At 47.5% G+C, this 24,212-nt stretch carries 26 protein-coding genes and 1 other annotated feature; of the genes, 20 read left to right on the forward strand and 6 right to left on the reverse strand.

Going from position 1 to position 24,212, the window contains the following annotated elements:
- The first annotated feature begins 129 nt into the window (after positions 1-129).
- Complete coding sequence (locus AC0LWF_RS25305; RefSeq protein WP_474654309.1) at positions 130-1,926, forward strand: AAA family ATPase; 1,797 nt, start codon at positions 130-132, stop codon at positions 1,924-1,926.
- Positions 1,927-2,289: 363 nt separating this feature from the next.
- Here the strand turns inward: AC0LWF_RS25305 and AC0LWF_RS25310 are convergent, their stop codons facing one another.
- A complete protein-coding gene (locus tag AC0LWF_RS25310; protein ID WP_474654310.1) occupies positions 2,290-2,589 on the reverse strand; it encodes a hypothetical protein in 300 nt (99 codons plus the stop codon).
- A gap of 82 nt (positions 2,590-2,671) precedes the next feature.
- On the reverse strand, positions 2,672-3,337 hold the full coding sequence (locus tag AC0LWF_RS25315; protein WP_474654311.1) for a class I SAM-dependent methyltransferase: 666 nt from the start codon (positions 3,335-3,337) through the stop codon (positions 2,672-2,674).
- A 169-nt stretch (positions 3,338-3,506) separates the two neighbouring features.
- On the opposite strand from AC0LWF_RS25315, the gene AC0LWF_RS25320 reads away from it, so the two are divergent.
- The 3 genes from AC0LWF_RS25320 (at position 3,507) to AC0LWF_RS25330 (ending at position 6,608) form a co-directional block, all read left to right on the forward strand.
- Positions 3,507-4,370 carry an NAD-dependent epimerase/dehydratase family protein gene (locus AC0LWF_RS25320; RefSeq protein WP_474654312.1) on the forward strand — a complete coding sequence of 288 codons (864 nt, stop codon included), beginning with the start codon at positions 3,507-3,509 and terminating at the stop codon, positions 4,368-4,370.
- Between the two features lie 217 nt (positions 4,371-4,587).
- On the forward strand, positions 4,588-5,895 hold the full coding sequence (locus AC0LWF_RS25325; RefSeq protein WP_474654313.1) for an erythromycin esterase family protein: 1,308 nt from the start codon (positions 4,588-4,590) through the stop codon (positions 5,893-5,895).
- Between the two features lie 149 nt (positions 5,896-6,044).
- The gene (locus AC0LWF_RS25330) at positions 6,045-6,608 is read left to right on the forward strand and encodes an FAD-dependent oxidoreductase (protein WP_474654314.1); all 564 of its coding nucleotides are present in this window, start codon (positions 6,045-6,047) and stop codon (positions 6,606-6,608) included.
- A gap of 260 nt (positions 6,609-6,868) precedes the next feature.
- Here the strand turns inward: AC0LWF_RS25330 and AC0LWF_RS25335 are convergent, their stop codons facing one another.
- Both AC0LWF_RS25335 and AC0LWF_RS25340 read right to left on the reverse strand, forming a co-directional pair.
- A complete protein-coding gene (locus tag AC0LWF_RS25335; protein ID WP_474654315.1) occupies positions 6,869-7,675 on the reverse strand; it encodes an ABC transporter permease in 807 nt (268 codons plus the stop codon).
- Positions 7,672-8,634, reverse strand: coding sequence for an ABC transporter ATP-binding protein (locus AC0LWF_RS25340; RefSeq protein ID WP_474654316.1), 963 nt, complete (start codon positions 8,632-8,634; stop codon positions 7,672-7,674). Before AC0LWF_RS25340 ends, AC0LWF_RS25335 begins: the two co-directional genes overlap by 4 nt.
- Before the next feature lie 279 nt (positions 8,635-8,913).
- Here AC0LWF_RS25340 and AC0LWF_RS25345 point away from each other — a divergent pair, with 279 nt between their 5' ends.
- The 3 genes from AC0LWF_RS25345 to AC0LWF_RS25355 are packed head-to-tail and all read left to right on the forward strand — an operon-like array spanning position 8,914 to position 10,781.
- Positions 8,914-9,636 carry a phytanoyl-CoA dioxygenase family protein gene (locus tag AC0LWF_RS25345; protein WP_474654317.1) on the forward strand — a complete coding sequence of 241 codons (723 nt, stop codon included), beginning with the start codon at positions 8,914-8,916 and terminating at the stop codon, positions 9,634-9,636.
- Positions 9,636-9,878: a hypothetical protein gene (locus tag AC0LWF_RS25350; RefSeq protein WP_474654318.1), complete on the forward strand. Its 243-nt coding sequence runs from the start codon at positions 9,636-9,638 to the stop codon at positions 9,876-9,878. Before AC0LWF_RS25345 ends, AC0LWF_RS25350 begins: the two co-directional genes overlap by 1 nt.
- A 45-nt stretch (positions 9,879-9,923) precedes the next feature.
- A complete protein-coding gene (locus tag AC0LWF_RS25355) occupies positions 9,924-10,781 on the forward strand; it encodes a helix-turn-helix domain-containing protein (RefSeq protein WP_474654319.1) in 858 nt (285 codons plus the stop codon).
- Positions 10,782-10,786: 5 nt separating this feature from the next.
- Here the strand turns inward: AC0LWF_RS25355 and AC0LWF_RS25360 are convergent, their stop codons facing one another.
- A complete protein-coding gene (locus AC0LWF_RS25360) occupies positions 10,787-12,313 on the reverse strand; it encodes a glycosyltransferase family 4 protein (protein ID WP_474654320.1) in 1,527 nt (508 codons plus the stop codon).
- A 219-nt stretch (positions 12,314-12,532) separates the two neighbouring features.
- Between AC0LWF_RS25360 and AC0LWF_RS25365 the strand changes: the two genes are divergently transcribed.
- The 13 genes from AC0LWF_RS25365 to AC0LWF_RS25425 all read left to right on the forward strand — a co-directional run bounded on the left by AC0LWF_RS25365 (position 12,533) and on the right by AC0LWF_RS25425 (position 23,644).
- A complete protein-coding gene (locus AC0LWF_RS25365) occupies positions 12,533-12,817 on the forward strand; it encodes a chorismate mutase (protein WP_090582521.1) in 285 nt (94 codons plus the stop codon).
- Positions 12,818-13,114: 297 nt separating this feature from the next.
- Positions 13,115-13,909, forward strand: a complete 795-nt coding sequence (locus tag AC0LWF_RS25370; RefSeq protein ID WP_474654321.1) for a class I SAM-dependent methyltransferase — start codon at positions 13,115-13,117, stop codon at positions 13,907-13,909.
- A 154-nt stretch (positions 13,910-14,063) separates the two neighbouring features.
- Complete coding sequence (locus AC0LWF_RS25375) at positions 14,064-14,831, forward strand: class I SAM-dependent methyltransferase (protein WP_474654322.1); 768 nt, start codon at positions 14,064-14,066, stop codon at positions 14,829-14,831.
- Between the two features lie 21 nt (positions 14,832-14,852).
- Complete coding sequence (locus AC0LWF_RS25380) at positions 14,853-15,539, forward strand: VOC family protein (protein ID WP_474654323.1); 687 nt, start codon at positions 14,853-14,855, stop codon at positions 15,537-15,539.
- A gap of 27 nt (positions 15,540-15,566) precedes the next feature.
- Positions 15,567-15,817 (forward strand) — a binding site (T-box leader).
- 47 nt (positions 15,818-15,864) lie between these two features.
- Positions 15,865-16,851 carry a tryptophan--tRNA ligase gene (gene trpS / locus AC0LWF_RS25385; protein ID WP_474654343.1) on the forward strand — a complete coding sequence of 329 codons (987 nt, stop codon included), beginning with the start codon at positions 15,865-15,867 and terminating at the stop codon, positions 16,849-16,851.
- 200 nt (positions 16,852-17,051) lie between these two features.
- Positions 17,052-18,425 (forward strand): MFS transporter, encoded by a 1,374-nt coding sequence (locus AC0LWF_RS25390; RefSeq protein ID WP_474654324.1) that lies wholly within the window; start codon positions 17,052-17,054, stop codon positions 18,423-18,425.
- Between the two features lie 115 nt (positions 18,426-18,540).
- Complete coding sequence (locus AC0LWF_RS25395) at positions 18,541-18,867, forward strand: GNAT family N-acetyltransferase (RefSeq protein WP_474654325.1); 327 nt, start codon at positions 18,541-18,543, stop codon at positions 18,865-18,867.
- Positions 18,868-19,111: 244 nt separating this feature from the next.
- The gene (locus AC0LWF_RS25400) at positions 19,112-19,939 is read left to right on the forward strand and encodes a nucleotidyltransferase domain-containing protein (RefSeq protein ID WP_474654326.1); all 828 of its coding nucleotides are present in this window, start codon (positions 19,112-19,114) and stop codon (positions 19,937-19,939) included.
- Complete coding sequence (locus AC0LWF_RS25405) at positions 19,887-20,288, forward strand: VOC family protein (protein ID WP_474654327.1); 402 nt, start codon at positions 19,887-19,889, stop codon at positions 20,286-20,288. Before AC0LWF_RS25400 ends, AC0LWF_RS25405 begins: the two co-directional genes overlap by 53 nt.
- 18 nt (positions 20,289-20,306) lie before the next feature.
- Complete coding sequence (locus AC0LWF_RS25410) at positions 20,307-20,813, forward strand: GNAT family N-acetyltransferase (protein ID WP_474654328.1); 507 nt, start codon at positions 20,307-20,309, stop codon at positions 20,811-20,813.
- 22 nt (positions 20,814-20,835) lie between these two features.
- The gene (locus tag AC0LWF_RS25415) at positions 20,836-21,777 is read left to right on the forward strand and encodes a phosphotransferase family protein (RefSeq protein WP_474654329.1); all 942 of its coding nucleotides are present in this window, start codon (positions 20,836-20,838) and stop codon (positions 21,775-21,777) included.
- A 40-nt stretch (positions 21,778-21,817) separates the two neighbouring features.
- Complete coding sequence (locus AC0LWF_RS25420) at positions 21,818-22,624, forward strand: class I SAM-dependent methyltransferase (protein WP_474654330.1); 807 nt, start codon at positions 21,818-21,820, stop codon at positions 22,622-22,624.
- Between the two features lie 21 nt (positions 22,625-22,645).
- Positions 22,646-23,644, forward strand: coding sequence for a phosphotransferase (locus tag AC0LWF_RS25425; protein ID WP_474654331.1), 999 nt, complete (start codon positions 22,646-22,648; stop codon positions 23,642-23,644).
- Positions 23,645-23,750: 106 nt separating this feature from the next.
- Here AC0LWF_RS25425 and AC0LWF_RS25430 read toward each other — a convergent pair whose 3' ends face one another.
- Positions 23,751-24,134, reverse strand: a complete 384-nt coding sequence (locus AC0LWF_RS25430) for a LysM peptidoglycan-binding domain-containing protein (RefSeq protein ID WP_474654332.1) — start codon at positions 24,132-24,134, stop codon at positions 23,751-23,753.
- Positions 24,135-24,212 lie beyond the last annotated feature (78 nt).

Here is a 24,212-nt window from a genome sequence, read left to right on the forward strand (position 1 = left end):
ATGATGCTGTCTTACGTAGGAGTGGGAGCGGATGGAGAAGAGCATATTTTGCAGGAACACTAATAAAATGTTAGTACCGCATTTTTTCATCACTGCTGCCAATTCATGTGTGGAAAAGGAAGTGTGGCCATGAGGAGTTATCAATGGGTAAAGTGGCGTAAAATTCTCCTCTGGCTGATTGCCCTCGTCATCTTAGCTGTTTTTCTATGGAATGGAGGGCCTACGGTCTGGAACGTTACGCTTACGATTCTTAGCTTATTGTTTCAGCTCTTGTTTGCCGTGTTGTTCATCATTATTCAATTCGTGGCGCTGTTCTGGTTTCTCGCGCGAGGGCGAACGTATTGGATATTGCCTGGTGAAACCGGATCGACATGGGACGACTACCGGGGGAATCCGGAAATTGTCGAGAATGCGAAGCGAATTGTCTTGCTGCTCAAAGGCGTGAAGGAGTTTAAGGAAATGGGAGGCGAGGTTATCCGCGGCTTCCTGCTGTGCGGACCGCCGGGTACTGGTAAGTCCTATCTCGCGCAAGTTATCGCGAATGAAGCGAAGGTTCCTTTCGCTTATGCTTCGGCGCCAAGCTTTCAGAACATGTTCTTTGGGGTCGGGAACCTCAAGGTCATGGGCATATATAAGAAGGCGAGGAAGCTTGCCAAAATGTACGGCGCTTGTATCATCTTCATCGACGAGATAGATGCGATAGGAATGAAGCGTCAAGGTGGCGGCGGTATGGCACTTGGCGGCATGATGGGGATGGGCGGCGGCTCAGGTCTCCTGAACGAGCTGCTCCTGCAGATGGACCCGCCAAACTTGGACAATTCAAAGTTTAAGAAGCTGTTAAGGCAGCTCGGCCTTCGCCGCAAGAAAGCGGAGCGTCCAGCAGTGCTTACCATCGCGGCAACGAATTTGCCGGATGTTCTAGATCCGGCGCTGCTGCGACCAGGCCGCTTCGATCGTCAGCTATGGGTCGATACGCCGGATTATGACGGTCGTATCGATGTCTTTCATTATTACCTCGCTAAAGTAAAGCGCGGCGCGTCTCTCACCGCAGAGAAAGCGGCGCTTGATACAATTGGCTACAGCCCTGCGCAGATTAAGCATATCGTCAACGAAGCAGTTGTCATTGCGCATCAGCGCGGCGCGCTCGAAGCCGAATACCAGGATTTCCGTATGGCAATGGAAACGTACGAATGGGGGCTCAAGCAGCCTCTCCGTTCGATGCGAGACGATGAGAAACGGAATGTGGCTTATCATGAAGCAGGCCACGCCGTTGCGCAATATTTGCTGAAGCCGCATGATCGCGTCTGGAAAGTGACAATTATTCGCCGCGGTAACGCGCTTGGGCTAGCTGCGACGAAGCCGACGCACGAGCGGTATAACCGAAGCGACAGCGAGATACTTGCCAGCATCCAAGTTTGCCTCGCGGCAAGAGCGGTGGAGGAAGAGTTCCTCGGCAAGAAGCTGAACGGGGTAACCTCCGACTTGCAGCAGGCGACCAACATGGCGGGCGCTTTCCTCGGCGCAGTCGGTATGGGCGATGAGCTGTTCAGCTGGCTCACACTCGGGTCAATGGGGGAAGCGCTGCGTTCGCTGCGACCGAAGATTAATGCTCTGCTCAAGGAGCAAATGGAGCAAGTGAAGAAGCTTATTCTCGCGCATTCTGAATTCGTGCATGCGATTGCCGAGGAACTTCTTGAGAAGGGCGATTTGACCGGCGAGGAAATCGAGCAAATCTATATTCGTCTCTATGGACAGATTCGTCCGGAGCCCCCTCTAGTGAAGACGCTGATTTTCCTGGAAGAGAACAAGAAATCTCAAGCCGAGGAACAACCGGAGGAAAAGGCCGAGGAACAGCTGGAAGAAGAACCGCTGATAAAAGAGACTGATGACGAAGAGCTCGGCGAGGAAGAGAAGAAGGAAGAGTAGGATATGAATTAAGTCTGATGCGACGATGTGGATGGGATAGAGAGAAGAATGGAGAAAGGCTGCCTAGTGGCAGCCTTGAGCAGGGAAGTCGCTCTTCGCTCGGGCGACTTCCCTGCTTTTTATATGTGCGTGGCATAGTCTGCGAATCCTGAGAATAAGAAAAACCTGAAAAACCTGCTCACAGCACGCAAAACAGTAGCCTAGCAACTCTCTCAATGCAGCACACAACAAACAAACTAACCTTCTGAAACCGAGAGTCCCACCGAAATGACACGTCATGCTAACTGAGCAATCTCAAAAGGCTGCCATAAGGCAGCCTATCTGTTGTGAATCCGTCCTTATCGTCCAATCTTATCGTCCAACTCATCGTCCATCCTTATCATCCAAAACATTTTGGGCAAGCTTTCTTAATTGAATAAGCTCTTCCCTTACCGACAACGCTTGCTCCTCAATTTCTCCGATCAGCTTCAGCAATGTATAGCCAATTGATGTAATAATAATTCCTAGTATGGGGAATAAGATTCGTCTAATAGTGAATAGAATTACAGATTCATCGGATGAGAAATCATGAGACATCAAGTATTGCCAAAGCCCGTAAATGATGAGTACGATTCCTGCGACAATCATGCTGTGCACTAGTTTTCTTGTTGTGCTGTAATACATATACACTACCCTCCTCGACCACCAAGCATATCCATTTAAGTTTATACATCGTTGAGGGGCGGAAGTTGCGTTGTGCATCGTATTATCGCTTGCGAAGCAATGCCCGGAAACAGTGGATTCCACCCCAATATTCCGTATGGAGTGAGCTGGAATTCATAGCAGTGTCGATAGGGCCATAAAATTCGAGCCCGGCTTGGCGGACTATGGCTTGAAAATAACTGAGGTTGACTGCTGGATAGTCCAGCGTGACAACAATTAATCCGTCAGCATGCAATGTACGCTCAAATTCCTTTAGCGCAAGCAGGGCGTCTGCAGGTGTCAAATGCTCCAATACGGAGATACAGAAGATTTTGTCGAAGAGCTGATTGTCATAGGGTAGCTCCGTAATGCTCGCTTGGTTGAGCGTGATGCTGCCCTCTTCATACGTGGAGGCTACTGCTGTTGCAGCTGCTTCGCCAATGTCCAGAGCGACCGCTCTCAGTATGGACGGAATGGAAGTGATGCGGGGATCCATGTCACATGCGTATATCCTGCGAGCATGGTTCGCCAGATAGAACTTGAACGGATGTGAAATTCCGCATGCTGCATCTAGCACCGTGTCGGTCGGTTCAACAAATAACGAACACCACGCATATTCATAAGGTCTGCTCCACCATTCATACGGCAAGCTGTAGACAAAATGCCTCGATGCAGCATCGTCCTTGCGTACGAAACGGGACACGAAATGTTCTTTTGGCAGCTGATTCATCAGTATTCTCCTTCACTCTCGTAATAGATTGCTAAATTCTATTTCAAGTCTATGAATGGCGGACCCGGTTTATATCAGATTCGGTTCGAAAGACTTTCGTTGCTGCGCAAGTGGTTATGATATGATAACGTGTAGGTTGTCAGATACTAGGAGGAGGGCGAAGTCGAAGATGAAAGTACTTGTTACAGGGGCTAGCGGCAATGGCGGTCAAGCGGTATGCCGCGAGCTGCTGCAAGCCGGTTATGAGGTGCGTATGGCCGATGTGATGCCGCCGAACGCGGCAGATTTCCGGGAGCTTGAATTTGTCAGATGCGATACGCGAACGGTTACGGATGTGCAGCAAGCGGTGAAAGGGGTGGACGGTGTAATCCATCTCGCAGCTTGGCATTGTGCGCATCAGCCGCCAGTTAGTGACGATACGATCTTCGCGGTTAACGTCGACGGAACCTATCAGGTGCTGGAAGCATGCCGTAGAGAAGGTGTTCAATCTATTATTTATGCCTCATCGATGGCCTTCGGCTGGGGCTCGGTATACGGCGTAAGCAAAGTGATCGGTGAAGACTTGTGCCGCTCCTACCACGAGATGACAGGGGCTTCTATCGCGATGCTTCGCTATCATGAATTTATTCCTAGACCCTATCTGGAATTCGGCTCCAGATTGCTTCGCAATGGCGTGGATCGGCGGGATGTGGCACGGGCAACCGTTGCTGCATTGGCTGCAGCGAGCAAACGCGAATATGGCTTGTTCCGCACGATCGTACATACGAATCATGGAATGCCGGAAGAAGTAAGAGCTAGCTTCCGCACTCTCGGGCCTGCTTGGTGCGAGGAGCAAGTGCCGGGTGCTGCCGCGCTTATCGCCAAATACGGCATCTCTCTACCGGCAGAAGTAGAGCAGCATGATCTGTCCGAGGCAAAAGAGGTGCTCGGATGGACGCCGCAGGTTGGATTTATAGAGTTTCTTCGCGATTTGAAGCAGCGTGATGAACGCGGTGAAGATGTAGCGAGCTTGTTCGTGCCTTCGGAGTTGTAGAATTTCTAGGAAGACCGCCACCGGGCGGTCTTTCTTTGTTGCTGGAACATTAGTGCAGCCAAGCTCGTCCCGAACTATATGGGACCGAATCAGTTTTGGACACCGTGGGCGAGGCTCGTCGTTGAAGTCGAATAGCGGTAAGCAGACCGAGTAATTCGCGCTCTATTTGGAAAATATAAACAGAATTTATTTCTGAATTGCAAAGGAGCCATTACGAGTGAAAAGAACGATATCTGCACCGTATCGACAGGCGGTCATTGATGAAATTCGAAGAGTGTCGAATAAGTTCGGTCAGGAACAGGATTTACGGCCGCTTGCTGATGCAGCGGGGAGTGCGAAGATTGCGCTTCTCGGGGAAGCGAGCCATGGCACGAGCGAATTTTATACTTATCGGACCGCATTGTCCAAGATGCTCATTGCGGAACATGGTTTTACTTTCATTGCTGTAGAAGGTGATTGGCCTTCTTGCTATGAGGTGAACAAATATGTGAAGCATGCGCCGGATGCCAAGGCTTCCTTGGAAGAGGTTCTGCAATCCTTCGACAGATGGCCGTCCTGGATGTGGGCGAATAAAGAGACGCGGGAATTGGCCGCTTGGCTCCGAGAGTACAATCGTGAGCTGCCTGAGGCGAAGCGGGTCGGTTTCTATGGACTTGATGTATACAGTCTGTGGGAGTCGATGGATGAGATCATTAAGCATCTCAAGGAGACGAATTCTCCGGAGCTGCCAGCAGCCCTGAAGGCGTTCGCCTGCTTCGAGCCGCATGGGAGGGAAGGGCAGAACTACGGCATGACCGCAGCATTCTTCTCGGAGACATGCCAGGAGGAAGTCGTTCAGTTGTTGGCTCAGCTTGAAGCTAGGCGAAAAGCAAATAGAAGTGGGAGTGAAAGTGGGAGAGCTCCCTCGCATGAAGCACTTCTAAATGACGAGATTAACGCTCTTGTCGCCGTGAATGCCGAGCGGTATTATCAGTCGATGGTGAGGGGCGGACCGGAATCGTGGAACATTCGGGATCGGCATATGGTTGAATCGCTCGGTAGGGTGATGAGCTTCTATGGTCCTGAGGCAAAAGCGATTGTGTGGGAGCATAACACCCATATCGGAGATGCTCGTGCGACCGACATGCTTGCTGACGACATGGTTAATGTCGGACAGCTCGTGCGTGAGCAAGCGCAGCATCCGGGCGAGGTGTTCGCGATTGGAGCCGGTACTAACCGAGGCACTGTAATCGCAGCTGCAGCGTGGGATTCGCAGCTTGAGGTGATGCGTGTCCCGCCGGCGATGAAAGGCAGCTGGGAGGAGCTGATGCACGAAGCTGGAGCGCAGGATCAGTGGCTGATCTTTAAAGGGGCTGATTCGCCGTTATTTCATGACACATATGGTCACCGGGCAATTGGCGTCGTCTATCATCCGCATTATGAGCGCGGCAATTATGTGCCAAGTGTCATGTCGGAGCGCTACGATGCCTTTGTCTATATCGATGAATCACACGCGCTGACGCCGCTCGAGCTTGCGCTCGTGTAGCATGTTGAAGACTGCCTCCATGGCGGTCTTCTTTGTTTGATACCCTTTACGCGACTCTAGCAACCTAAACTTGCATCCGCTTTCAATCAATTCTATAATGTGCTTGTACTAGAAGTGAATACCAATACGAGGATGAAGGAGTTGTTGTTATGTTTGACATTGCCATCATCGGTGCTGGACCTGCAGGAGCCAGCGCAGCGCTGTTCACCGCAAAGGCTGGGAAGAAAACGTTACTCATTGATAGTGATAAGAGTGTTACCAAAAAAGCTTGGATCGAGAACCATTACGGCGTTCCAGGCTTGAAGGGTCCCGAGCTTGTCGATATTGGCAAGCAGCAGGCGACCAAGTTCGGCGCTGAGCTTGTTGCGGACGCGGTCGTGAATGTTACGAAGCAGGAGAATGGCTTCAAAGTCGAGACGGAGAGCGCGTCGTTCGAGGCGACTCACGTTGTCTTCGCAACAGGCCTTGGCGCAGATCTTGCTGAGAAAATCGGTCTTGAGATCAAACCAGGCACAGAGCCGCGCATCAAGTCGATTATCGCTTGTGACGCAAGCGGCAAGACGAATATTGAAGGCATCTGGGCAGCCGGCACGATAGCCGGTGTCAGCATGCATACCATTATTACTGCAGGCGACGGCGCGAAGGTTGCCATCAATATCATTAGCGAGCTGAATGGTACACGTTACGTGGATCATGACTTGCTTACAACTTAATCGAATCGCGCTTATTGTGAAAATTGAAGAGGAACTGACCGCAGGTGCGGGCAGTTCTTCTTTGTGTTTCTAATGAATATCGTATATTTTTGTCGATCAACCGATTCTCGTCGCGGAGATGGAACATCCCTAGCGGCACGAACGAAGAAGGATCAAGAGGCGGACTGGAATACCATGATCAAGTTCAAGTGCGGAGTACGGGACAGATTGGCTACCTAGGCAGAATCGGGTTCAATGATTCCCAGCTCATCTAGCGTGCTTTACCTCGAAATCCGCCAATTCGCCAGCTTGAGAGTTGCCGTAATGGATACAATTGCAAAGCCGAATAATACGATGCAATTGATCATTACATCATGGCTCCAGCCGGTAAGCATCGCCCCTCGGAGAGCTTCGGCCGCATAGGTAGTCGGAAGCAAATACGAGATCCATTGAATAGGGAGCGGCAGCTGATCGATCGACACCATCACTGGGGATAGGAACGTAATCAACATCATGAGTGCTTGGGCGAGCATGTTCGTGAGCTGATGATTCGGCGACCAGAAGCCCATGCACACGCCGATTCCGACGACGCTTGCTAAAGCTAGAATGGCCACGAGCGGAAGAGCCCAGGAGAAGTGGAACTGAACATCGTACATCCATTGCCCGAATAAGGCTAGAAGTACAAAAGAAGGCAATGTGCTCATAAGCCCCCTTAGCAGAATGGCAATGACGAAGTTCAGCTTCGAGATTGGCAGCGAGGCATAGAAGGTGAAATGGCCGTCATGCTTTTGCCACGAAATTTCTTGCGCCATTGCGTTCAAACCCATTACGAGCAATCCAAAAATCATGTTGCCCGCGATCATCTGAATCATGGCTTCTTTGGTTGGGTTTTCCACGAAGAAGCGCATGAACAGGAGAGTAGTAAGCGGGAACATCGTCGCCATTAGCACTACCCACACCCAGCTGTCTCTAATGATTGCGAACTGAATGCGAAACAGAATACTAAGCTCTGTCCATATTCTCGCAGGGGTTGGAGCAATGGAAGCCCGCTCGGCTGGTTGAAGCTTCGCCTCGGCAGCTGTTTTCATAGACCGCTCACCTCATTTTGCGCAGCATTATCAATATGGAAATAAACATCCTCCAAGCTGGAGGGCTTAATCGAATATTCTAGGATGGGCAGCTCTGGGTGGCTCGTAATGAAATCCAGCAGCTCGCTGGCATCACGCTTCTCGGCAAGCAGAAGGAAGCGGTTCTCAGAGAGAACTTGGACCGTGCCGAACCGGGAGAGCATGACTTCAATCTCATCTCGAGTGCCAATCGAAGTGAACAGCTCGAACTTGAGCCGGGGGTCAACCTGCTGCTTCAGCTTCGCGACCGAATCGATGGCAAGCAGCTTGCCATGATTGATAACAGCAACGCGGTGCACAACCTGCTCGGCCTCCAGCACATTATGCGTGACAAGAATAATGGTAGCGCCTTCACGATTACGCCTATTAATCATGTCCCACACCAGCCGTCGATTGCGCGGATCAAGCTCATTCGTAGGCTCATCGAGAATGAGCACGGGCGAATGTCCGATCAGGACCGTTCCAATGCCGATCATTCGCTTCTGCCCGCCGGACAGCTGCTTGAGCTGCTTGTCGCGGAATTTGCTCATCTCGAATTGTTCGAGGAGCTCCTTCGTTTGACATATCGCGTCTTCTCTCGACATTCCTCTTAATCGGCCTGTGAATTCCAGTGCTTCATGCACTTTAAGTGCGGCTAATACATGTGGCTCTTGAGCGTAATAGGCGACCAGGGAAGCCGCTCGTTTCGTCTGCCCTGCAATATTCGTCCCGTCAAAAAGCACCTGCCCCTCAGTCGGCTTCAGCAAGCCGACCATCTGCTTGATCAGCGTGGACTTGCCAGCGCCGTTCGGGCCAAGAATGCCAAGTATCTCGCCTGCTGAAATGTCGAAGGAGATGTTGTCATTTGCTTTTACGATACTGCGTTTTTTGCCTTTGTACACATGACTGACATGATCGATTTCATAGATTAAACGATTCATTCGCGTTTCCTCCCAGCCTGTTATAGCCTCATTATACATATTGTCAAAATAAGGAGCATTAGCCTGCAGCATGGAATTCAACTCATCCGTAGGAAGCTCCAACTCCTCCGTCTGAAGACGGAGTGCCGCGCCAGCTGCATTAGCCACTCCTCTTAGAATACAGGTGGAAAAAGTACAATATCTGCTGGAACCCGTTCATTGTATGAGAGCGCTTACTACAAGATAATAGAGTTAATTCAAAGCGAAGTAATGACTTGACTTAACGAAGGAGTGAGCCGAATGTTGTCAGCAGACCAGTTGAAGCAGTACGAGGAACAAGGCTATGTGATCTTGGAGCAGCTATTCTCGAATGAGGAAATGGATCGTGTTCGGTCGATCATCGATGTGTTTGACATGGAAAGCGAAGAAGCTCTGAAACGAAAGGGCAAAGGGTTCATTGATATACCAAACCAAATTAATTTTACATCCAACTTAGCGAGGCGTCACGAGGAATTGGAGAGATTCATAGGCGATCAACGCTTCGTCGATTTGACCACAACTGTGCTAGGGCCGGATATCCGGCTGTATTGGGACCAGTCGGTCTATAAGCGACCAGAGGCGAAACGAGATTTTCCATGGCATCAAGATAATGGTTATGTACCGACAGATCCGGTTGAATATATGACCTGCTGGCTTGCGCTGGATGATGCGACGATTGAAAATGGCTGCATATGGATACAGCCTCAATCGCATTTGCAAGGCTTTGTCGAGCACAAGAAGACGGATGTAGGCTGGCAGTGTTATTTTGGCGAAGATCCAGGTCAGCCAGTGCCGCTTCGCAAGGGCAGCATGGTTATTTTCAACTCCCTGCTATTCCATCGCAGCACGCCGAACCAGAGCAAGGATACGCGCAAAGCGTACGTCATCCAATATTCTGTTGAAGGCGCGAAGAACCCGGATACCGGCGTCATCTTCGATAACGGTCCGCTCATTGCAGTAGGCGGAAAGGCAGTTATCGTCTAATGCCTTCAACAATTGTGTGCTGTTTGCGGAATTTGCAAGAGAATCGGCATGGCAGCTTACTTGATGAGCTTGTTGCTCTGGGGCATGATGTGTCGCTTGTCCACTGTTTAAACCAATGTATCGGCTGCAGGCGCGGACCGTCGCTCTCTCTGAATGGATTGTGGATCGGGGCGACTAGCGAGGCGCAGCTGCGGCAAGAATTAGAGTCGAGGCTGTTCCCTGAGGGCGAGCCGTTCGTGTAAACTAATAGCAAAACGGTTGTTGGATCAGTGGAGGCGCACGTGCAGATGCAGACTAAATCGGTTACAGGGGCAAGCATGGATCAGTGGCAGGTCAGTGTCTATATGGCGGATCTTGCTAAATACGAGAAGCTTAATTTGCAAAATGTCGTTTATCCGAACTGGGTCATCAGCCATGTGCTGGAAGGTCGCGTCATCACGTCGACTGGCGGCGAGCATCACGAAGTGAATGAAGGAGGGGTTATGCTGCACCCTCCTTTTTTGCCATTCTCGGAGGTATCGGCTGGGCCGGGCGTTCATGAGTGGGTGTCGGTCCATATTCATACAGGGACGAATCTCGACCTGTTCCAGCTGTATCCGGTTCATCCGGTTGTAGAGCTGCTGGATCCGGTGGCGTACAGCGCAATCTTCCGATCGTTGTTCCGCTCGTGGCGCAGCACCGATTCGTTCAAATCGATCTCAATTACGGCAGATATGCTCAGGCTGGCTACGATGATTCTAGAGAGCTGGGATGCTCAAGGCAGATTAGGACGAAGCGAGGCGTATACGGCAAAATATGACCGATTCTTCCCGATTATCCGCTACATGTCGGAGCATCTGGATCAGAAGCTTTCTCGGGAAATGCTGGCAGAACAGGTGCACTTGAATACGAATTATTTTGACCGTGCGATCCATGAGGCTTATGGCATTAACCCGATGCAGATGCTTCGGCAGATGCGGCTGAACAAAGCGAAGCGGCTGCTCGAGAAGACCGAGGGGCCGCTAATTGAGCTGGCACAGCTGTGCGGGCTGGGAGATGCCGCATATCTAAGCCGGCAATTCGTGAAGACATTCGGCATGACGCCGGGTAAATATAAGCAGATGATCCGCTCGGCGCAGACGAATTTGATGGCGCTTCAAGAGTAGCCAGGTTAACCTCGATTGCGGCGGGATTGGGCTCGAGCTGCTTGATTCCATCTGAGCTTGGAAAGTTTGCGACGGCGACGCCTAGATTTGGCGGAAGTTATCTTCGGACGCGTGACGTCGTAGTAGATTTGTTCATACTGATCGGCCTCCTGGTTGACAGCAGGTAATTGCTGCTGTGCGAGATTCGCTTTCAACCCGTTTAACAGCTGTGGTTGCTGTACGATCGCTGCGATTCGCTCGGCTAGATGCTGCGCGTCTCCAACGCGAAACGTGAAGCCGTTATGCCCGTCTTTGATCTTCTCAGCCAAGCCTCCGATGTTCGATGCAATGATCGGCACCTGGCAAGCGATTGCATCGTGGAGCGCTAAGGGGTAGTTCTCGTACCAGATGGAAGGGACGATCGCGACGTCGGCATCTTGATATACCTGACCGACCTCTTGTTCGGTGTACAGTCCACAGAAGCTGACCCGTACATCCTGCTGTGCAGCGAGCTGCAGTTGCTCCGTATAGTATTCTGGGCCGGAGCCATACAGCTTCAAGCGTAGTCGCTCACTAGGCACATGCGCCATCGCTTGCAGAATTAGATGTACGCCTTTATGCGGATTCAGCGAGCCGGCATATATGAGAGTAATTGCATCATCCGGCCCATACGTGCGCTGGTTGACTTGTATATGCTCATACTGAATGCCATGCGGCAACACATCAACCATGAAGCCAGGAATATTCGTTCGGAACAGCTGGGCAACGGTCTCTGATGGTGACAGCACCTTGCTCGCAGCCTGTAGAAGCGGGACATGACCTGCTATCCGCTGTTCGACATTCGGAATGAGGCAGTGAACGGTACAGTTGCTGCCGCCAGCGGGTCCGGTACAGAGGGATTCATTATTTTGCAGTAAGGTGCTCTTCGGACACAGGAACCAGAAGTCCGTCAATGTGACCACGTACTTAATTCGCATGTTGACGCACAATTGCATCCATTCCATGCCGCGCATCGCATGACCGAAATGAACGAGATCCGGCTTCTCGGCAAGCAATATGTGCCCGGCAAAATGCAGCAGGTCAGTATTTCCAAGCTCGAAAGACGGGAATTTCAAATCCAGCTGCTTATGTCGATAGGCAATAACAGGTACTCCTTCATAGGTGTAAGACCGGAAGGCGACTTCTCCGTGCGCTTCCGGAAACTGCTGGGCAGGCTCCAGACTGTATGTCAGTACTTTCACACGGTGACCTTTATTTTGCATGGTACGTGCCATGTTTAGTACGAACTTTTCGGTACCGGTATAGGCTTCGGGATAGAAGGCATGCACGATATAGAGAATGGACAGTGGGCGCTTTGAATGTTTCACTTGCTTGGTTTGCCGACCTCGCCTGACTCGTCGTTGTGCTGAACGATATGTTTTCTTACTGTGCTTTGCTCTCGATCTCGATCTCGATAACCGTCTGGGCCGACTTCTTGCAGTAGTCCGTTTGCTGGCCCGTTTCGTAGCCGCTTGGCTCAAAGCGGTTTTATCTCTCATTGACGACATTCGCATCCTTCCTTAGCAGCAGAAATGCTTCATCATATGTGCAAGAAGGGACAAAATCGTGGGTGATCATCACCTTGCAGTAATCCAAAATGTTGAAACTAGAACAGACCATTTACAACAAAGGAAGCTCTATGGTAATCTGGTATTCAACCTATCGCTTCAACGCCAAAAAGCGTCAAAGCGTTAAGCGTAACCCGGACTACATGCATGAAGGAGTGGCACGAGATGACGGTAAACCTGCAGGAACTAAGAGTACAAATTGACGCCATTGATCAACAGATGATTGCCTTGCTGGCGGAGCGATTTCAGCTGACAGAAGAGGTTGGTAAATATAAAGCGGAGCATCAGCTGCCGCCGCAAGATACAGCTCGCGAAGCGCAGCAGTTCGTGAAGATTGCCCGGCTGTCCGAGCAGCATGGCTTGAATCCGCAATATGCGTCGGATATTTACAGACTCATCATTGATATTGTTATTGCTCGCCATCAGGAGCTGCTGCCAGTGAAGGCGTAAGGAATATGTAGGATTCAAGATCAAATGACCTGCCGGAAGGCGAGGTCATTTTTTACATTTTGCAGGATAGTGAGTTGAACTCTATTTCAGGAATGGGTGCGATAATCATAGTATCTATTGTCTATTCAGCGAGTAAGCAGTGGCAGCAAATCGTTGGATTTTACGAGAAGCATGGCTTTAAGATGCGGTTTGTTCAAATGTATCGTTGAAATCAAAAGAGGATCATTAACTTGAGTAGAAGAGATCCGGTAGAGTATAGTAGCTGTGGTATATTCAGTCAAGTCGAGGAGGCACTTAATGCAACAAAAACAAACCGAAGCAAACAGACTGGCATGGAATACACAAGCTTATGAGGCATGGATGACACACTTTGGTACTCCGGCTGTCCGAGCAGAAGAACTGAAAGCTGATCCGAAACATCCGCTTCGTAGATGGTTAAAGTATATGGGAGAAGTACAAGGACAACGAATCATTAATCTCCTTGGCTCAACTGGGGGAAAAGCAATACCTTTGGCCATACTTGGTGCTGAAGTAACTATCGTTGATATATCTGAGGAAAATATGCGGTATGCTGAGCTTGTTGCTAAAGCAGCTGGTGTTCAATTGGATTATATAAACGCTGATGTTCTTCAGATCCCAAATGAAGAAGCGTTAAGGAATTTTGATATTGTTTTGATGGAATTCGGGATTCTCCATTATTTTTCCGATTTAAATCAGATTTTTTCTGTAGTAGCGAGAATGTTAAGGCCAAATGGTCGATTCATTTTAACAGACTTCCATCCTTTCGCTCATAAACTGTTGGTTGATAATGGGAATGGGATCAGCTTGAGAGAATCCGGTAATTATTTCGATACCGAGCTTCGAGAAGATGATATCGCTTATACTTCAATAGTTTCTGAAAATGAACGTTCCAGTTTACATAAAGTGTTATTGAGGAAGTGGACTCTAGGTGAGGTTTTGTCAGCAATGGCTAGCCAGGGAATGTACTTAAGAGTCCTTGATGAAGAGCCTAATCATCAAAATAGGAACTTTCCTGCATTCTACACCGCTGTAGCAGATAAGATTACGACGAGTATTCCGTTAATTCCGTAGCTAGGGTAGTCGATCAGCAATGGTCGGCTGCCTTTAATTTTACAATGAGCAAACCGCGATAGGAATTAACTATAACGTCGATAGTTATTATATATTTTTATGTATAAGCCATTTAGAGTTAAGATCTCCTTACCAACTATTGGGAGATGATATCATGAACTCTATTCATGTCTGGCAAACCGAACTCTATGATAAGAAATTGGATTTTGTTTCGGAATTTGGTAAAGGTGTTGTCGAAGTTTTAAGCCCAAGCAATGGAGAACGAATATTGGATTTGGGTTGTGGCACTGGAGATTTGGCCTATGAGATATCGAGGGCTGGAGCAAATGTTATCGGTATGGATTTATCCACTCAGATGATCGGCTCTGCAAAAGAGAAATATCCTGAAATTAACTTTTCCGTGGGAGACGCCGAGAACTTCAAACTTGATGAGCAAGTAGATGCGGTATTCTCAAACGCAGCCTTGCATTGGATGAAAAAGCCTGAACGGGTAATTAAGTGCGTATGGGATGCATTAAAACCAGGCGGGAGGTTTGCGGCTGAATTCGGCGGTCAAGGGAATGTTGAGGCCGTAATACACGCAGCTAGCCGAGTGCTTGATCGAGATTATGGAATCGATTTATCCAAATCGAATCCCTGGTACTTCCCTAGCATTGCTCAGTATAGCACTTTGCTGGAGAAACAGGGCTTTCGGGTTACGTATGCCATTCATTTCGACAGACCGACAAAGATGAAAGATGGCGAGAATGGATTGAATATATGGCTAACGGGGTTAGCAGACGACTTGTTTAACGGATTATCAGCTCAGGAAAAGAAGGACGCCATTCATAAAATCGAAGCAGAAGCTCGTAAAGAATTATTCAGTGACGGCGCTTGGTATATAGACTACAAACGACTAAGGATTAAAGCCATTAAACTTTAGATCTGAAACGGGGATGGATCGATGAGGATAAAAGAGGTATTTTTACAAGCGAATTCGCTAGAGGAAATTAAGAGCTTTTATGTTGATACTCTGGAACTACCGTTGCTCGAAAGCAGTGATCAACAAATTTCTATTTCTGCCGGAGATTCGGTACTTGCTTTTATGCATTCACTAGACCATGATTCTCCTTATTATCACATCGCTTTTAACATTACTGAATATAAGGTTTCTCAAGCCCTGCAATGGTTGAAGGATAAAAATATTGACATCAATCGAATTAATGATCATGATATTATTCATTCAAAAATGTGGAATGCAGACTCCATTTACTTTAATGATCCAGTAGGAAATATTGTTGAATTGATTGCACGTCACAATCTCCAAGAAGATGATCAAGGTGGATTATTCACTCAACTAGATATTCAAAACATAAGTGAAATCGGACTTCCGTTTGAAGACGTAAAACAAGCGATTACGTTATTAACAGAAAAATATAGCCTTGAAGTTTATAAAGATTCCAATGAAGTATTTGCCGCATTAGGAGATGAGAACGGGTTGTTTATCTTATCCGGACTTAGTCGGAATTGGCTAAGTTCGAATAAAGTAGTCAAAGAGTTTCCGCTAACTGTTCATATTGTGAACAATGATGATAGCAGTGAAGAGTTAATAAATCAGTATAGGATTAGGCAAACAGGATTGACTTTGTAATCAAACGAACTATACTGTAAATAATAACCAAAAGCTATGAATGGATAGAGTACTCTGAAGTCATTGTCAAAGCGAGCCGGCGGGTGGTGAGAGGTCCGGAACAATGATCCAGATGAATGGTTCCATTCGCTTCAATCCGAACATTGTTTCCACAATTAGTAGGCGTTGACGGAAGTCCCTCCGTTATCTAGGGGACTCGTGTTAGCAGCTTGACACGAATGAGTGCGATCAGTGATCGAATTCGGGTGGTACCGCGGAGATAACACTTCGTCCCTTTTTTAGAGATGAAGTGTTTTTTTTATTTTCATTTAAGGGAGATGAGCGTATGAGACGAGTGTTGTCGGGAATTAAACCAAGCGGTGAGCTGAATATCGGAGGCTTCGGCGGAGCGCTGAAACCGTTTGTTTCCATGCAGCAAGACTATGATTGTTTCTTTTTTATTCCGGATCTCCATGCCGTAACAGTGCCTCAAGACCCCAAGGAACTATTCCAGCGCTCAAAGGAAATTGCGGCATTCTATATCGCTGCCGGGATAGATCCACACAAGTCTGTCATCTTTATTCAATCCCACGTACCTGCCCACGTAGAGTTAGGGTGGTTGATGGAGACTCAAGCGTATTTTGGCGAGTTGAATCGAATGACGCAATTTAAAGAAAAGTCGCATGGTAGAGATTCGGTCAGCTCAGCTTTATTTACTTATCCGGCGTTAATGGCAGCAGATATTTTGCTCTATCAGGCTACCCATGTCCCGGTTGGGGATGATCAGAAGCAGCATTTGGAGCTGACCAGAGTTTTGGCAGAGCGCTTTAACAGTCGATTTGATCCGCTATTTACGATTCCTGAACCCATCATTCAAACCATCGGATCAAGGATTATGGGGTTAGACGATCCTTCGAAGAAAATGAGCAAGAGCAACCCGAACAATAGCAGCTATATTCTGATGCTGGATAAGCCGGAAGACATTCGTAAAAAGATTTCCAGAGCCGTGACAGATTCTGATAGTAGTGTTCGTCTTGACTGGGAGAGTAAGCCAGCAGTAAGCAATCTTATTGAGATCTATTCCGTATTCTCAGGTGAAACGATCGAGCAGATTGAAAGGCAGTATGAAGGGCAAGGATACGGCGGATTCAAGAAGAATCTAGCGGAAGCCATTATCGAGAAGCTGACACCTATTCAGCAGAGATATCATGAAATTATTGACACCGACGAGTTAAACCTCATTCTGAAGAACGGCGCGATAAGAGCAGCTGAGGCAGCGAGTGAAACACTCTTGAAGGTGAAGAGAGCAATGGGATTTGTTACATTCGAGTAAGAATGAAGGGCGGAACACTTCAGCCAATTTGATTCAAGCTCAGGTTGGGCAAGTGTTCACATGGACAAATTCTTCACAGTATAATAATTGCAGTAGGAATCGGGATAAAAAGGAGAATCTGCAGCATGCTGCTCCTCACTCTCATCTAAACCACAGTGTAGCTCGTATAGCGTTAGCAGTTGAACATGACAGGAGTAAACTTGTCTAAAACGACAGGTTTCTTTGAGTCGCTTAATGTCTATACGGTACCGGTGAGAAGGAATGGTCAGCAGTGTGAAGATAAACTTTTATCCGGAGGGTTCCCATTGAAACCTATAACAAAGAGCGGATTGCGCACTCTTTATTTGTTGATGATCGTAGAGGGCTTGTCGATGCTCGGCACTCGCATGACTTCTATGTCGATAGGTATTTGGCTCTACCATTCGACGCATCAAACGACGCCGATTTTATGGATTGCATTATTTAACGAGCTTCCGGCAATGCTTGCGGGAAGTATTGCTGGAATCGTGGTAGATCGGTTGCCAAAACGTATCGTGTTATTGTTGAGCGATACAGGGCAAGCGATTGGCAGTGCTTTGTTAGTAATGAGCCTCTGGTTTGATTTCTTCAGTCTGTCGTTATTGTTAGCGATTGTCTTCCTTCAAGGGACATGCGCTATGTTCCAAAGTCCTGCCACGCAAACGGTTACTTCCATGCTGACAAATGAAACCCAGCGAGACAGGGTTAACGGCGTGAGAGAAATGGTCTTTCCGCTTGCAGGTATCATTGCGCCTGCATTGGTTGGCCTTCTCTATGCACCGCTAGGAATTACAGGCATTGTCATTCTAGATGGAATTACTTTTCTCGTGTCGACGATTTTCCTCCTGACATTGCGTTTGCCGGATGAGATGAAGGAAGAGCAGATCATGGATCATGAGAAAATTGCACTTCGCGATATGGTTGGCGGAATTTTATTTATGTTCAGGCATCGATTATTGGGCTTGGCGGTTTACGTTGGCGTAATTAACTTCCTATTAAACGGCACTCTTGAAATGGTTGTTCCTTACGTGTCAGGGGGTTCGGGGGAAGTTGGCCCAGGAACTTCGTTTGTCCTCATAGGTATGAATGCAGGGGCTTTTGTAGGGGCCCTAATCGTGGCATCGATAGGACACTTCCGAGATCGGATAAAGATAATGTTGGCGGGAAATGTCATGACGGGACTGATGTTTATCGTATTCGCGATGGCTAAGGAACCGATTTGGCTAGGAATGGCGTTATTGTTGCTGATGATACCGCTGCCCATTGGCAACGCCATGTTAAACTCCCACCTCCAATCGGTAGTGCCCGCCGCCCTGCAAGGGAGAGTATTCGCCTTTCAGTACCAAATTAATATGACTTCCTCGACGCTATCCTTTCTCGCTATGGGGCCGCTAGTTGACCAAGTTCTTCAGCCCGCCGCCGGAAAAGGGGAACTGCCTTGGTTAGTCTCAATCGTCGGGAATCAAGCGGTTTCTGGGATATCCATCCTCTATTTAGCTGCGGGAACTGTTATAACTGCTGTCGCGTTAACGGTTATGACGCTCCGACCGAAGTAACGAGGATTAGGTTAAAGGCTGCCGATGAGTGATCGGCAGCCTATTTAGAAGGACATATTTTAGTTAGTGTAAGGCTAGTGAAAAGGATCTACTAAAGAATCTCTTACAATTATATATGTATGACTTTACTGAATTTACGGATGCAGATATAAATCCAAGCGGATTGTACAATATCTTTCCGAATTTTGATTCTTACTGGGGAGAGAAAAAAGAAAATCAACCTTATCTAATTCTAAAGAACGATGCTATTGCTGGTTTTGCATTAGTTAGGGAACAATCAAAGGATATGAGAAGATATAATTATCTAGCGCATTTTTTTGTTCTGAGAAAGTTTCGTAGGCAAGGAGTGGGGAAAGAAGTCGCGCTGAGCTTGTTCAACTCGTTAAAAGGCGAATGGGAACTCTATCAACTTATTCGGAATGAAAATTTTGGACGAAGATAATTAACGAATATACGAATGGAAATTATATGGAAAGATTTGAAAACGGAAGAAGATATCAAACCTTTACTAGTTAGGATGCTGCGAGGGATTGTCTAATACAAAAGGCTGAAGAAATTATTAGGTTTCATACAGAGGATTCAGGTCGTCGCTGGGGAATTTTTAGCAAGAGCGATGCTGAGCTAATCGGAACTTGTAGCTGATAAGAGCTCAATAATCTACTCAAAGAAAGATAGGGGGTAATCTGATGAATGAGAAAAGCGCGGAATTACGTAAACAAGCTATTGTCTATATGAATGAATTATCGGACCATCCCGTGCTGAAGCAACACTGGAGTCAAATAACCTTAGTGCTTAAGGGCAGCGCAGCCAGAGGGAACAGTGACCAATATTCTGACATCGATTTTGTTTTCTTCTGCGATGAATCACTTCGACAAACGATAATTGAGCAGTATCTCAACGCTGGTCTGATTAAACGGAAAGACGGTATCTTTTTGCCAATTGACAATTGGGCTGGCCATTATCATTTCGAGTCCTTCGAAATGCTGCGCGGTTACTACGAGGAATCTGATTATCCTCAAGTGTGGGAATTTCAGTATGCGATTCCGCTACATGACCCAGGAGAACGATTTGGCACTATTATGGCTGAGGGTTTGGCTGATTTCTTGCGCGATCCCATACCGGCCATTAAAGATAGTTACCTAGATTTGATGTTAACGCTCGATTGGCTTCGCCATCCGCTCATTCGTGGAGACAGCATCTCTTCTGCACTCCATGCCGCTAACCTCTTACAGCAGCTATGCCGTATAGCCTATTTGTTAGATGGCACCAGTTACCCTCACGACAAATGGGTTTCCCATTACTTGACTACTACCAGATTCGGACAGTTGCATAGTGAAAAGTTAAACGACTATCTAGATACATTGCCAAAGAGCAACGAGTTAACGAAGCACTTGTCACTCGAGGAATATGCTGCTTACGCTAAAGGCGCAGCACTGATGGGTGAGGTGTCTGGGTTCATTCGTGAACAGTACGGCGATTTTGCATGGATTGATGAATGGTACTTGTACGTATAATGGAGGTACCCCAATCGCACCTGTCGTACCTGCAATTTTTGTCTATGTAGCTGATATGAAGCGTTCAGTGGTTTGGTACTGCCAATTGCTCGGATTGCCTACTCCAGATGAGGTTAGGGATGATTTGCATATATTCGATCTTAGCGATAATCGCAGTTCCAATCTATTTCTCAGGAAGAAGGAAGAGTTCAACCCTTCATCTCAACCATTGTTCAGCTTGACGGCCCCGAATATTGATGACGCGTTGCAATTCCTAATCGAGCTTGGCGCAGAGATTGACGATAAGGATGAAGAGGTTATCTATTTTAAAGATCTAGACGGCAATGTCTTGATGGCATGTGCTATTTAATAGATGGAGGTTTTAAATATGGAAGATCTCATTCAAATTCGACAGATGTCGCTCGACGACATTGAAATGATACATCAAGTATTTAATGATCACGACATTGAACGAGATATTGATTATATCTTGAAATGCTGGGAAGAAAATGAATCCGGTACAAGAATAACGTTACTCGCTTTTTATAAAGAGCAGCTTGCAGGAAGCTTGCATCTTCTCTCCACTTCTTTTTATCCTCCTTTTGTACAGCAAGGGATACCTGAAGTTAATGATTTCAATGTATTTGAACCGTTTAAAAGACTGGGTATCGGCAACAGGTTAATGGATGAAATTGAAACGATTGCTTTTGAGAAGTATGGCAAAGTTGGCATTGGTGTGGGAATGCATTTCTACTATGGACCTGCACAGCGTTTATATGCAAAGAGGGGATATCTGCCTGATGGCAGAGGAGTCACTTATCATAATGAAGTTGTAATGCCATTTACTAATGTTTGTGCAGATAATGACTTGGTCCTTTACATGACCAAGGAGTAAGTCGAGGGGATGACAGAAACGGATGGTAGATGCTGTAGTTACACTCGCAGAACGAATCGCAGGCGATTTTCTTGGTGAAGAAGTAAAGGATTGCTACCAGATCATGGGAAAAGGCTTCGTAAATCAGGTATGTGTTGTAGAAATAGATACACGCAAAGTCGTCGTTCGCATGAACGATGCAGGTTCATATCCAAGCTATGTGAAAGAAAAATGGTGTATGGAACAAGCAGCAGCAGTCGGCATTCCTGGACCTGAGATGTTATCCATTGGGGTCTTTGATGAAACCGCATACATGATTCAATCATTCGTTGAAGGAGACAACGGGTTAGACAGCACGGTTCCAACGACCGATATTTGGAGGCAGATTGGCAATTATACCAAGCGCATTCATTCGATCCAAGTGAAAGGCCATGGTGATAATCTGATTGATCCTGTCCATGGAGTATTTCATTCACCTGGTCATCCGGGGTCGGATGGAAGCTGGCTCGGATATATTCAGTATAATATTAATAGTTTGACGGAGAGTGATCGGTTAATTGAGCTTGGCGTACTCACTTTAGAGAAATCGCAAAGAGTACGTGAGCTGTTTGAGAACTTGAAGAAAGTGTCGTTCCGCTTCGGGTTAACACATGGAGATATATCGCTCAAGAATACGATCGTAAATCAGGCTGGACAGGTTATATTAATAGATTGGGGCAATGCGGATGTAAGTCCAGTACCGCATGGAGATATTAATGTGGTGATGCAGAGCCAAATGCTAGGACTGGCAGAAGGTCCGAATAAAGAGGATTTCGATGCATTCTTAGATGGATACGGCATCAGTGTCGAGTGCCTCCCTGAGATGCGCCAGTTGATGCTGTTAAAAGCATTCGACACCCTCCGCTGGGCGATTGATAGATGTCCTGACCGGATAGATTCTTATGCTGCGTTCGCCAAGCAAGTTGTTGATATGATTATAGATTAGCAATTAAATGGATGGAATTACCACTGGAGGTGTTCGCTGTATGGAAGAAATTATTGATTACTATTCTAGCTTTGACGAGTGGGGAAGGCTTGACCGGGAACCACTCGAGTTCAAAGTGAACCTACATTACATTCAGTCGAACCTGCCTCTAGGCGGACAAATTCTAGACAATGGAGCAGGTCCAGGCAAATATGCGATGGAGCTGGCGAGGCTTGGCTATCGGCTTACTTTGAGCGATTTGACGCCAAGATTGGTGGAGGTTGCCGAGGCTAAGGCAGGGGAGCTAAGGTTAACCGATCATTTTACTAATTTCCTCGTTCAAGATGCGAGAAACTTGAGCAAGCTTGAGAGCAATCAATTCGACGCATCGCTTATGCTAGGACCGTTATATCATTTGCAAACTGAAGCGGATCGTGTGCAAGCGTTACAAGAATTGCATCGCGTAACGAAGACGGGCGGTCTCGTATTCGTTGCCGTTCGGCCTCGCACAACCCAGCTTCTCTCGGCATTATTGTCGCCTGCACAGTGGAAGCCGCTTGACCAAGTTGCAGCGATACGAGACTTCATGCAGTCTGGCGTGTTTAATCATACGGATAAAGGCAGGTACACTGGCGCTTATTTCTTCAACATCGAGGAAATAAATCCTTTCTTCGAGCAGCACGGCTTTGAGACGATTCAGTTAATCTCTTCCAAAGGTATCGGAGGTCAATTAACGGAGGAGCACTGGGCTTATTGGCGCGAACGTGGTGAAGAGGACGAAATCATGGAGCTCGTCTTCGAATCGGCGAAAGACTCGTACTTGCTAGGAACTGCTTCGCATCTGTTGTATATTGGGCGGAAGAAGTAATTCTGTAAGGAGCAACAGCGCATGGATCAGATACTGAAAGAGCTAATGTTACATTATGTTGAGCGGGGGACGGATTTTACAGCAAGCTCTGTTCCATTCGGCTTGACGAACACGACTCGCATCATTACATATAGCGATAGGAAGGTTGTCGCAAAAATATATGATGCGCGATCAAAGGCTATATCTCGATTACGATTTGAGATTGAGCTGCTAACCAAGCTGCAGAGACAGAGTCTCTCCTTTGCAGTCCCAACCTTTATTCCATCGCTAGACGGTCGGATGTTCGTCGAGTTGTCAGGGAATCGGATGGGCGCTCTCGTTCATTTCATCGAAGGAGCGACACCAGATTTGAGCGAGATGTTTCACATTGAAGCGATGGGGAAAGCAGTTGGTGAGCTAAGCGTTGCATTGGCATCATTATCGGATATGGGTCCGATTGAAATAGCACCGTTGTCGTTTTGTGAATTGGATACGCTCCACCCGCTTAGCGGCACAGATGCGCTGGTGGACTTTATCAAGTCTCCTCCGTTTGAATTGAAGCAAGCAGGTGTCGCACGAATTCATCGACTGTTGAACGAGTTAAAGGAACGTGAGCTTGACCCCCTGCCTCGCCAGATCGTTCACCATGACTTATTAATCTTCAATTTACTTATTAGAAGCGATGGGACGATGAGCGGAGTACTGGATTTTGATTTCGCGAGTCGGGATATCAGGGCGATAGAGCTTGCAGTTTGTCTGAATCATCTTCTCCAATTCAATCCGGGGCAGTTGGGACCAGTTCGTACATTCATGAAGGCTTATTCTTCAGGAGTGCCACTGAATGCGAACGAGATGGAGCAGTTGCCCTTCCTGATGAACATCTATTATGTCGCTCTTCTAACGATCTATGTTGGACAACACGCTTCAGGGAAAGATGTACAGCACGCATTTGCTTATATTTTGGAGCAGTTGATTCTAACGTCCAATTGGTTGGATGAGCACAGTGACAGTCTCATCGAGCTAGTAGGTGCTCCCAGCTAGTGTTTGCTGGTTAATCAGGACTTGCCTTGCATTAAAAAGAAGGGGCTATCTCGAATGTCATTAATAATGACTTTCGGGACAGCCCCTTTATGCATGGAAACGCTTCTTACTGCTGCGCCGTCATGCCTTGCGGATTTTGCACGGCTTGTGCAGGCATCTCGGAGTATGATTTTTGGCAAACCATGTTCGAAATGCGAGGAATGTAGATCGTTTCCCCTTTTTTTAATTGACTTTGATTCACTTGCGGATTCGCCTCTTCCAGGATGGCGTGAGGCATGTTGTATTTGTGGCAAATGCTTGCAAACGTGTCACCGGATTGGACTTGGTGAGTCGCGAAAACCATGTCCTCTGTCTTGCCGTCACGCCAGAACGGGAAGAACGGCGAGAAGAAGAAAAACGGGAACAAGAAGCGGTTCGGGAAGAATGGATGAACGAAAGGGCGGAAGAACGGTCGGCCGAATCCGCCGCCAGGGAAAAATCCACGATCCATTATGTTACCTCCATATGAAAAAAATGGTTATTCGACTATATAGCATATCGCGGCTCCTGCGGATTTGTAACACGTCCA

The organism is Paenibacillus sp. sgz302114 (genome assembly GCF_056120345.1).

Coding starts and splice junctions, on each gene's coding strand:
- AC0LWF_RS25315 (WP_474654311.1), bottom strand. CDS start 3,337: ATGAATCAGCTGCCAAAAGAACATTTCGTGTCCCGTTTCGTACGCAAG.
- AC0LWF_RS25365 (WP_090582521.1), top strand. CDS start 12,533: ATGACGGTAAACCTGCAGGAACTAAGAGTACAAATTGACGCCATTGAT.
- AC0LWF_RS25360 (WP_474654320.1), bottom strand. CDS start 12,313: ATGCGAATGTCGTCAATGAGAGATAAAACCGCTTTGAGCCAAGCGGCT.
- AC0LWF_RS25355 (WP_474654319.1), top strand. CDS start 9,924: ATGCAGACTAAATCGGTTACAGGGGCAAGCATGGATCAGTGGCAGGTC.
- AC0LWF_RS25305 (WP_474654309.1), top strand. CDS start 130: ATGAGGAGTTATCAATGGGTAAAGTGGCGTAAAATTCTCCTCTGGCTG.
- AC0LWF_RS25375 (WP_474654322.1), top strand. CDS start 14,064: ATGAACTCTATTCATGTCTGGCAAACCGAACTCTATGATAAGAAATTG.
- AC0LWF_RS25400 (WP_474654326.1), top strand. CDS start 19,112: ATGAATGAGAAAAGCGCGGAATTACGTAAACAAGCTATTGTCTATATG.
- AC0LWF_RS25410 (WP_474654328.1), top strand. CDS start 20,307: ATGGAAGATCTCATTCAAATTCGACAGATGTCGCTCGACGACATTGAA.
- AC0LWF_RS25330 (WP_474654314.1), top strand. CDS start 6,045: ATGTTTGACATTGCCATCATCGGTGCTGGACCTGCAGGAGCCAGCGCA.
- AC0LWF_RS25380 (WP_474654323.1), top strand. CDS start 14,853: ATGAGGATAAAAGAGGTATTTTTACAAGCGAATTCGCTAGAGGAAATT.
- AC0LWF_RS25340 (WP_474654316.1), bottom strand. CDS start 8,634: ATGAATCGTTTAATCTATGAAATCGATCATGTCAGTCATGTGTACAAA.
- AC0LWF_RS25415 (WP_474654329.1), top strand. CDS start 20,836: ATGGTAGATGCTGTAGTTACACTCGCAGAACGAATCGCAGGCGATTTT.
- AC0LWF_RS25395 (WP_474654325.1), top strand. CDS start 18,541: ATGTATGACTTTACTGAATTTACGGATGCAGATATAAATCCAAGCGGA.
- AC0LWF_RS25310 (WP_474654310.1), bottom strand. CDS start 2,589: ATGTATTACAGCACAACAAGAAAACTAGTGCACAGCATGATTGTCGCA.
- AC0LWF_RS25345 (WP_474654317.1), top strand. CDS start 8,914: ATGTTGTCAGCAGACCAGTTGAAGCAGTACGAGGAACAAGGCTATGTG.
- AC0LWF_RS25430 (WP_474654332.1), bottom strand. CDS start 24,134: ATGGATCGTGGATTTTTCCCTGGCGGCGGATTCGGCCGACCGTTCTTC.
- trpS (WP_474654343.1), top strand. CDS start 15,865: ATGAGACGAGTGTTGTCGGGAATTAAACCAAGCGGTGAGCTGAATATC.
- AC0LWF_RS25370 (WP_474654321.1), top strand. CDS start 13,115: ATGCAACAAAAACAAACCGAAGCAAACAGACTGGCATGGAATACACAA.
- AC0LWF_RS25425 (WP_474654331.1), top strand. CDS start 22,646: ATGGATCAGATACTGAAAGAGCTAATGTTACATTATGTTGAGCGGGGG.
- AC0LWF_RS25350 (WP_474654318.1), top strand. CDS start 9,636: ATGCCTTCAACAATTGTGTGCTGTTTGCGGAATTTGCAAGAGAATCGG.
- AC0LWF_RS25420 (WP_474654330.1), top strand. CDS start 21,818: ATGGAAGAAATTATTGATTACTATTCTAGCTTTGACGAGTGGGGAAGG.
- AC0LWF_RS25335 (WP_474654315.1), bottom strand. CDS start 7,675: ATGAAAACAGCTGCCGAGGCGAAGCTTCAACCAGCCGAGCGGGCTTCC.
- AC0LWF_RS25320 (WP_474654312.1), top strand. CDS start 3,507: ATGAAAGTACTTGTTACAGGGGCTAGCGGCAATGGCGGTCAAGCGGTA.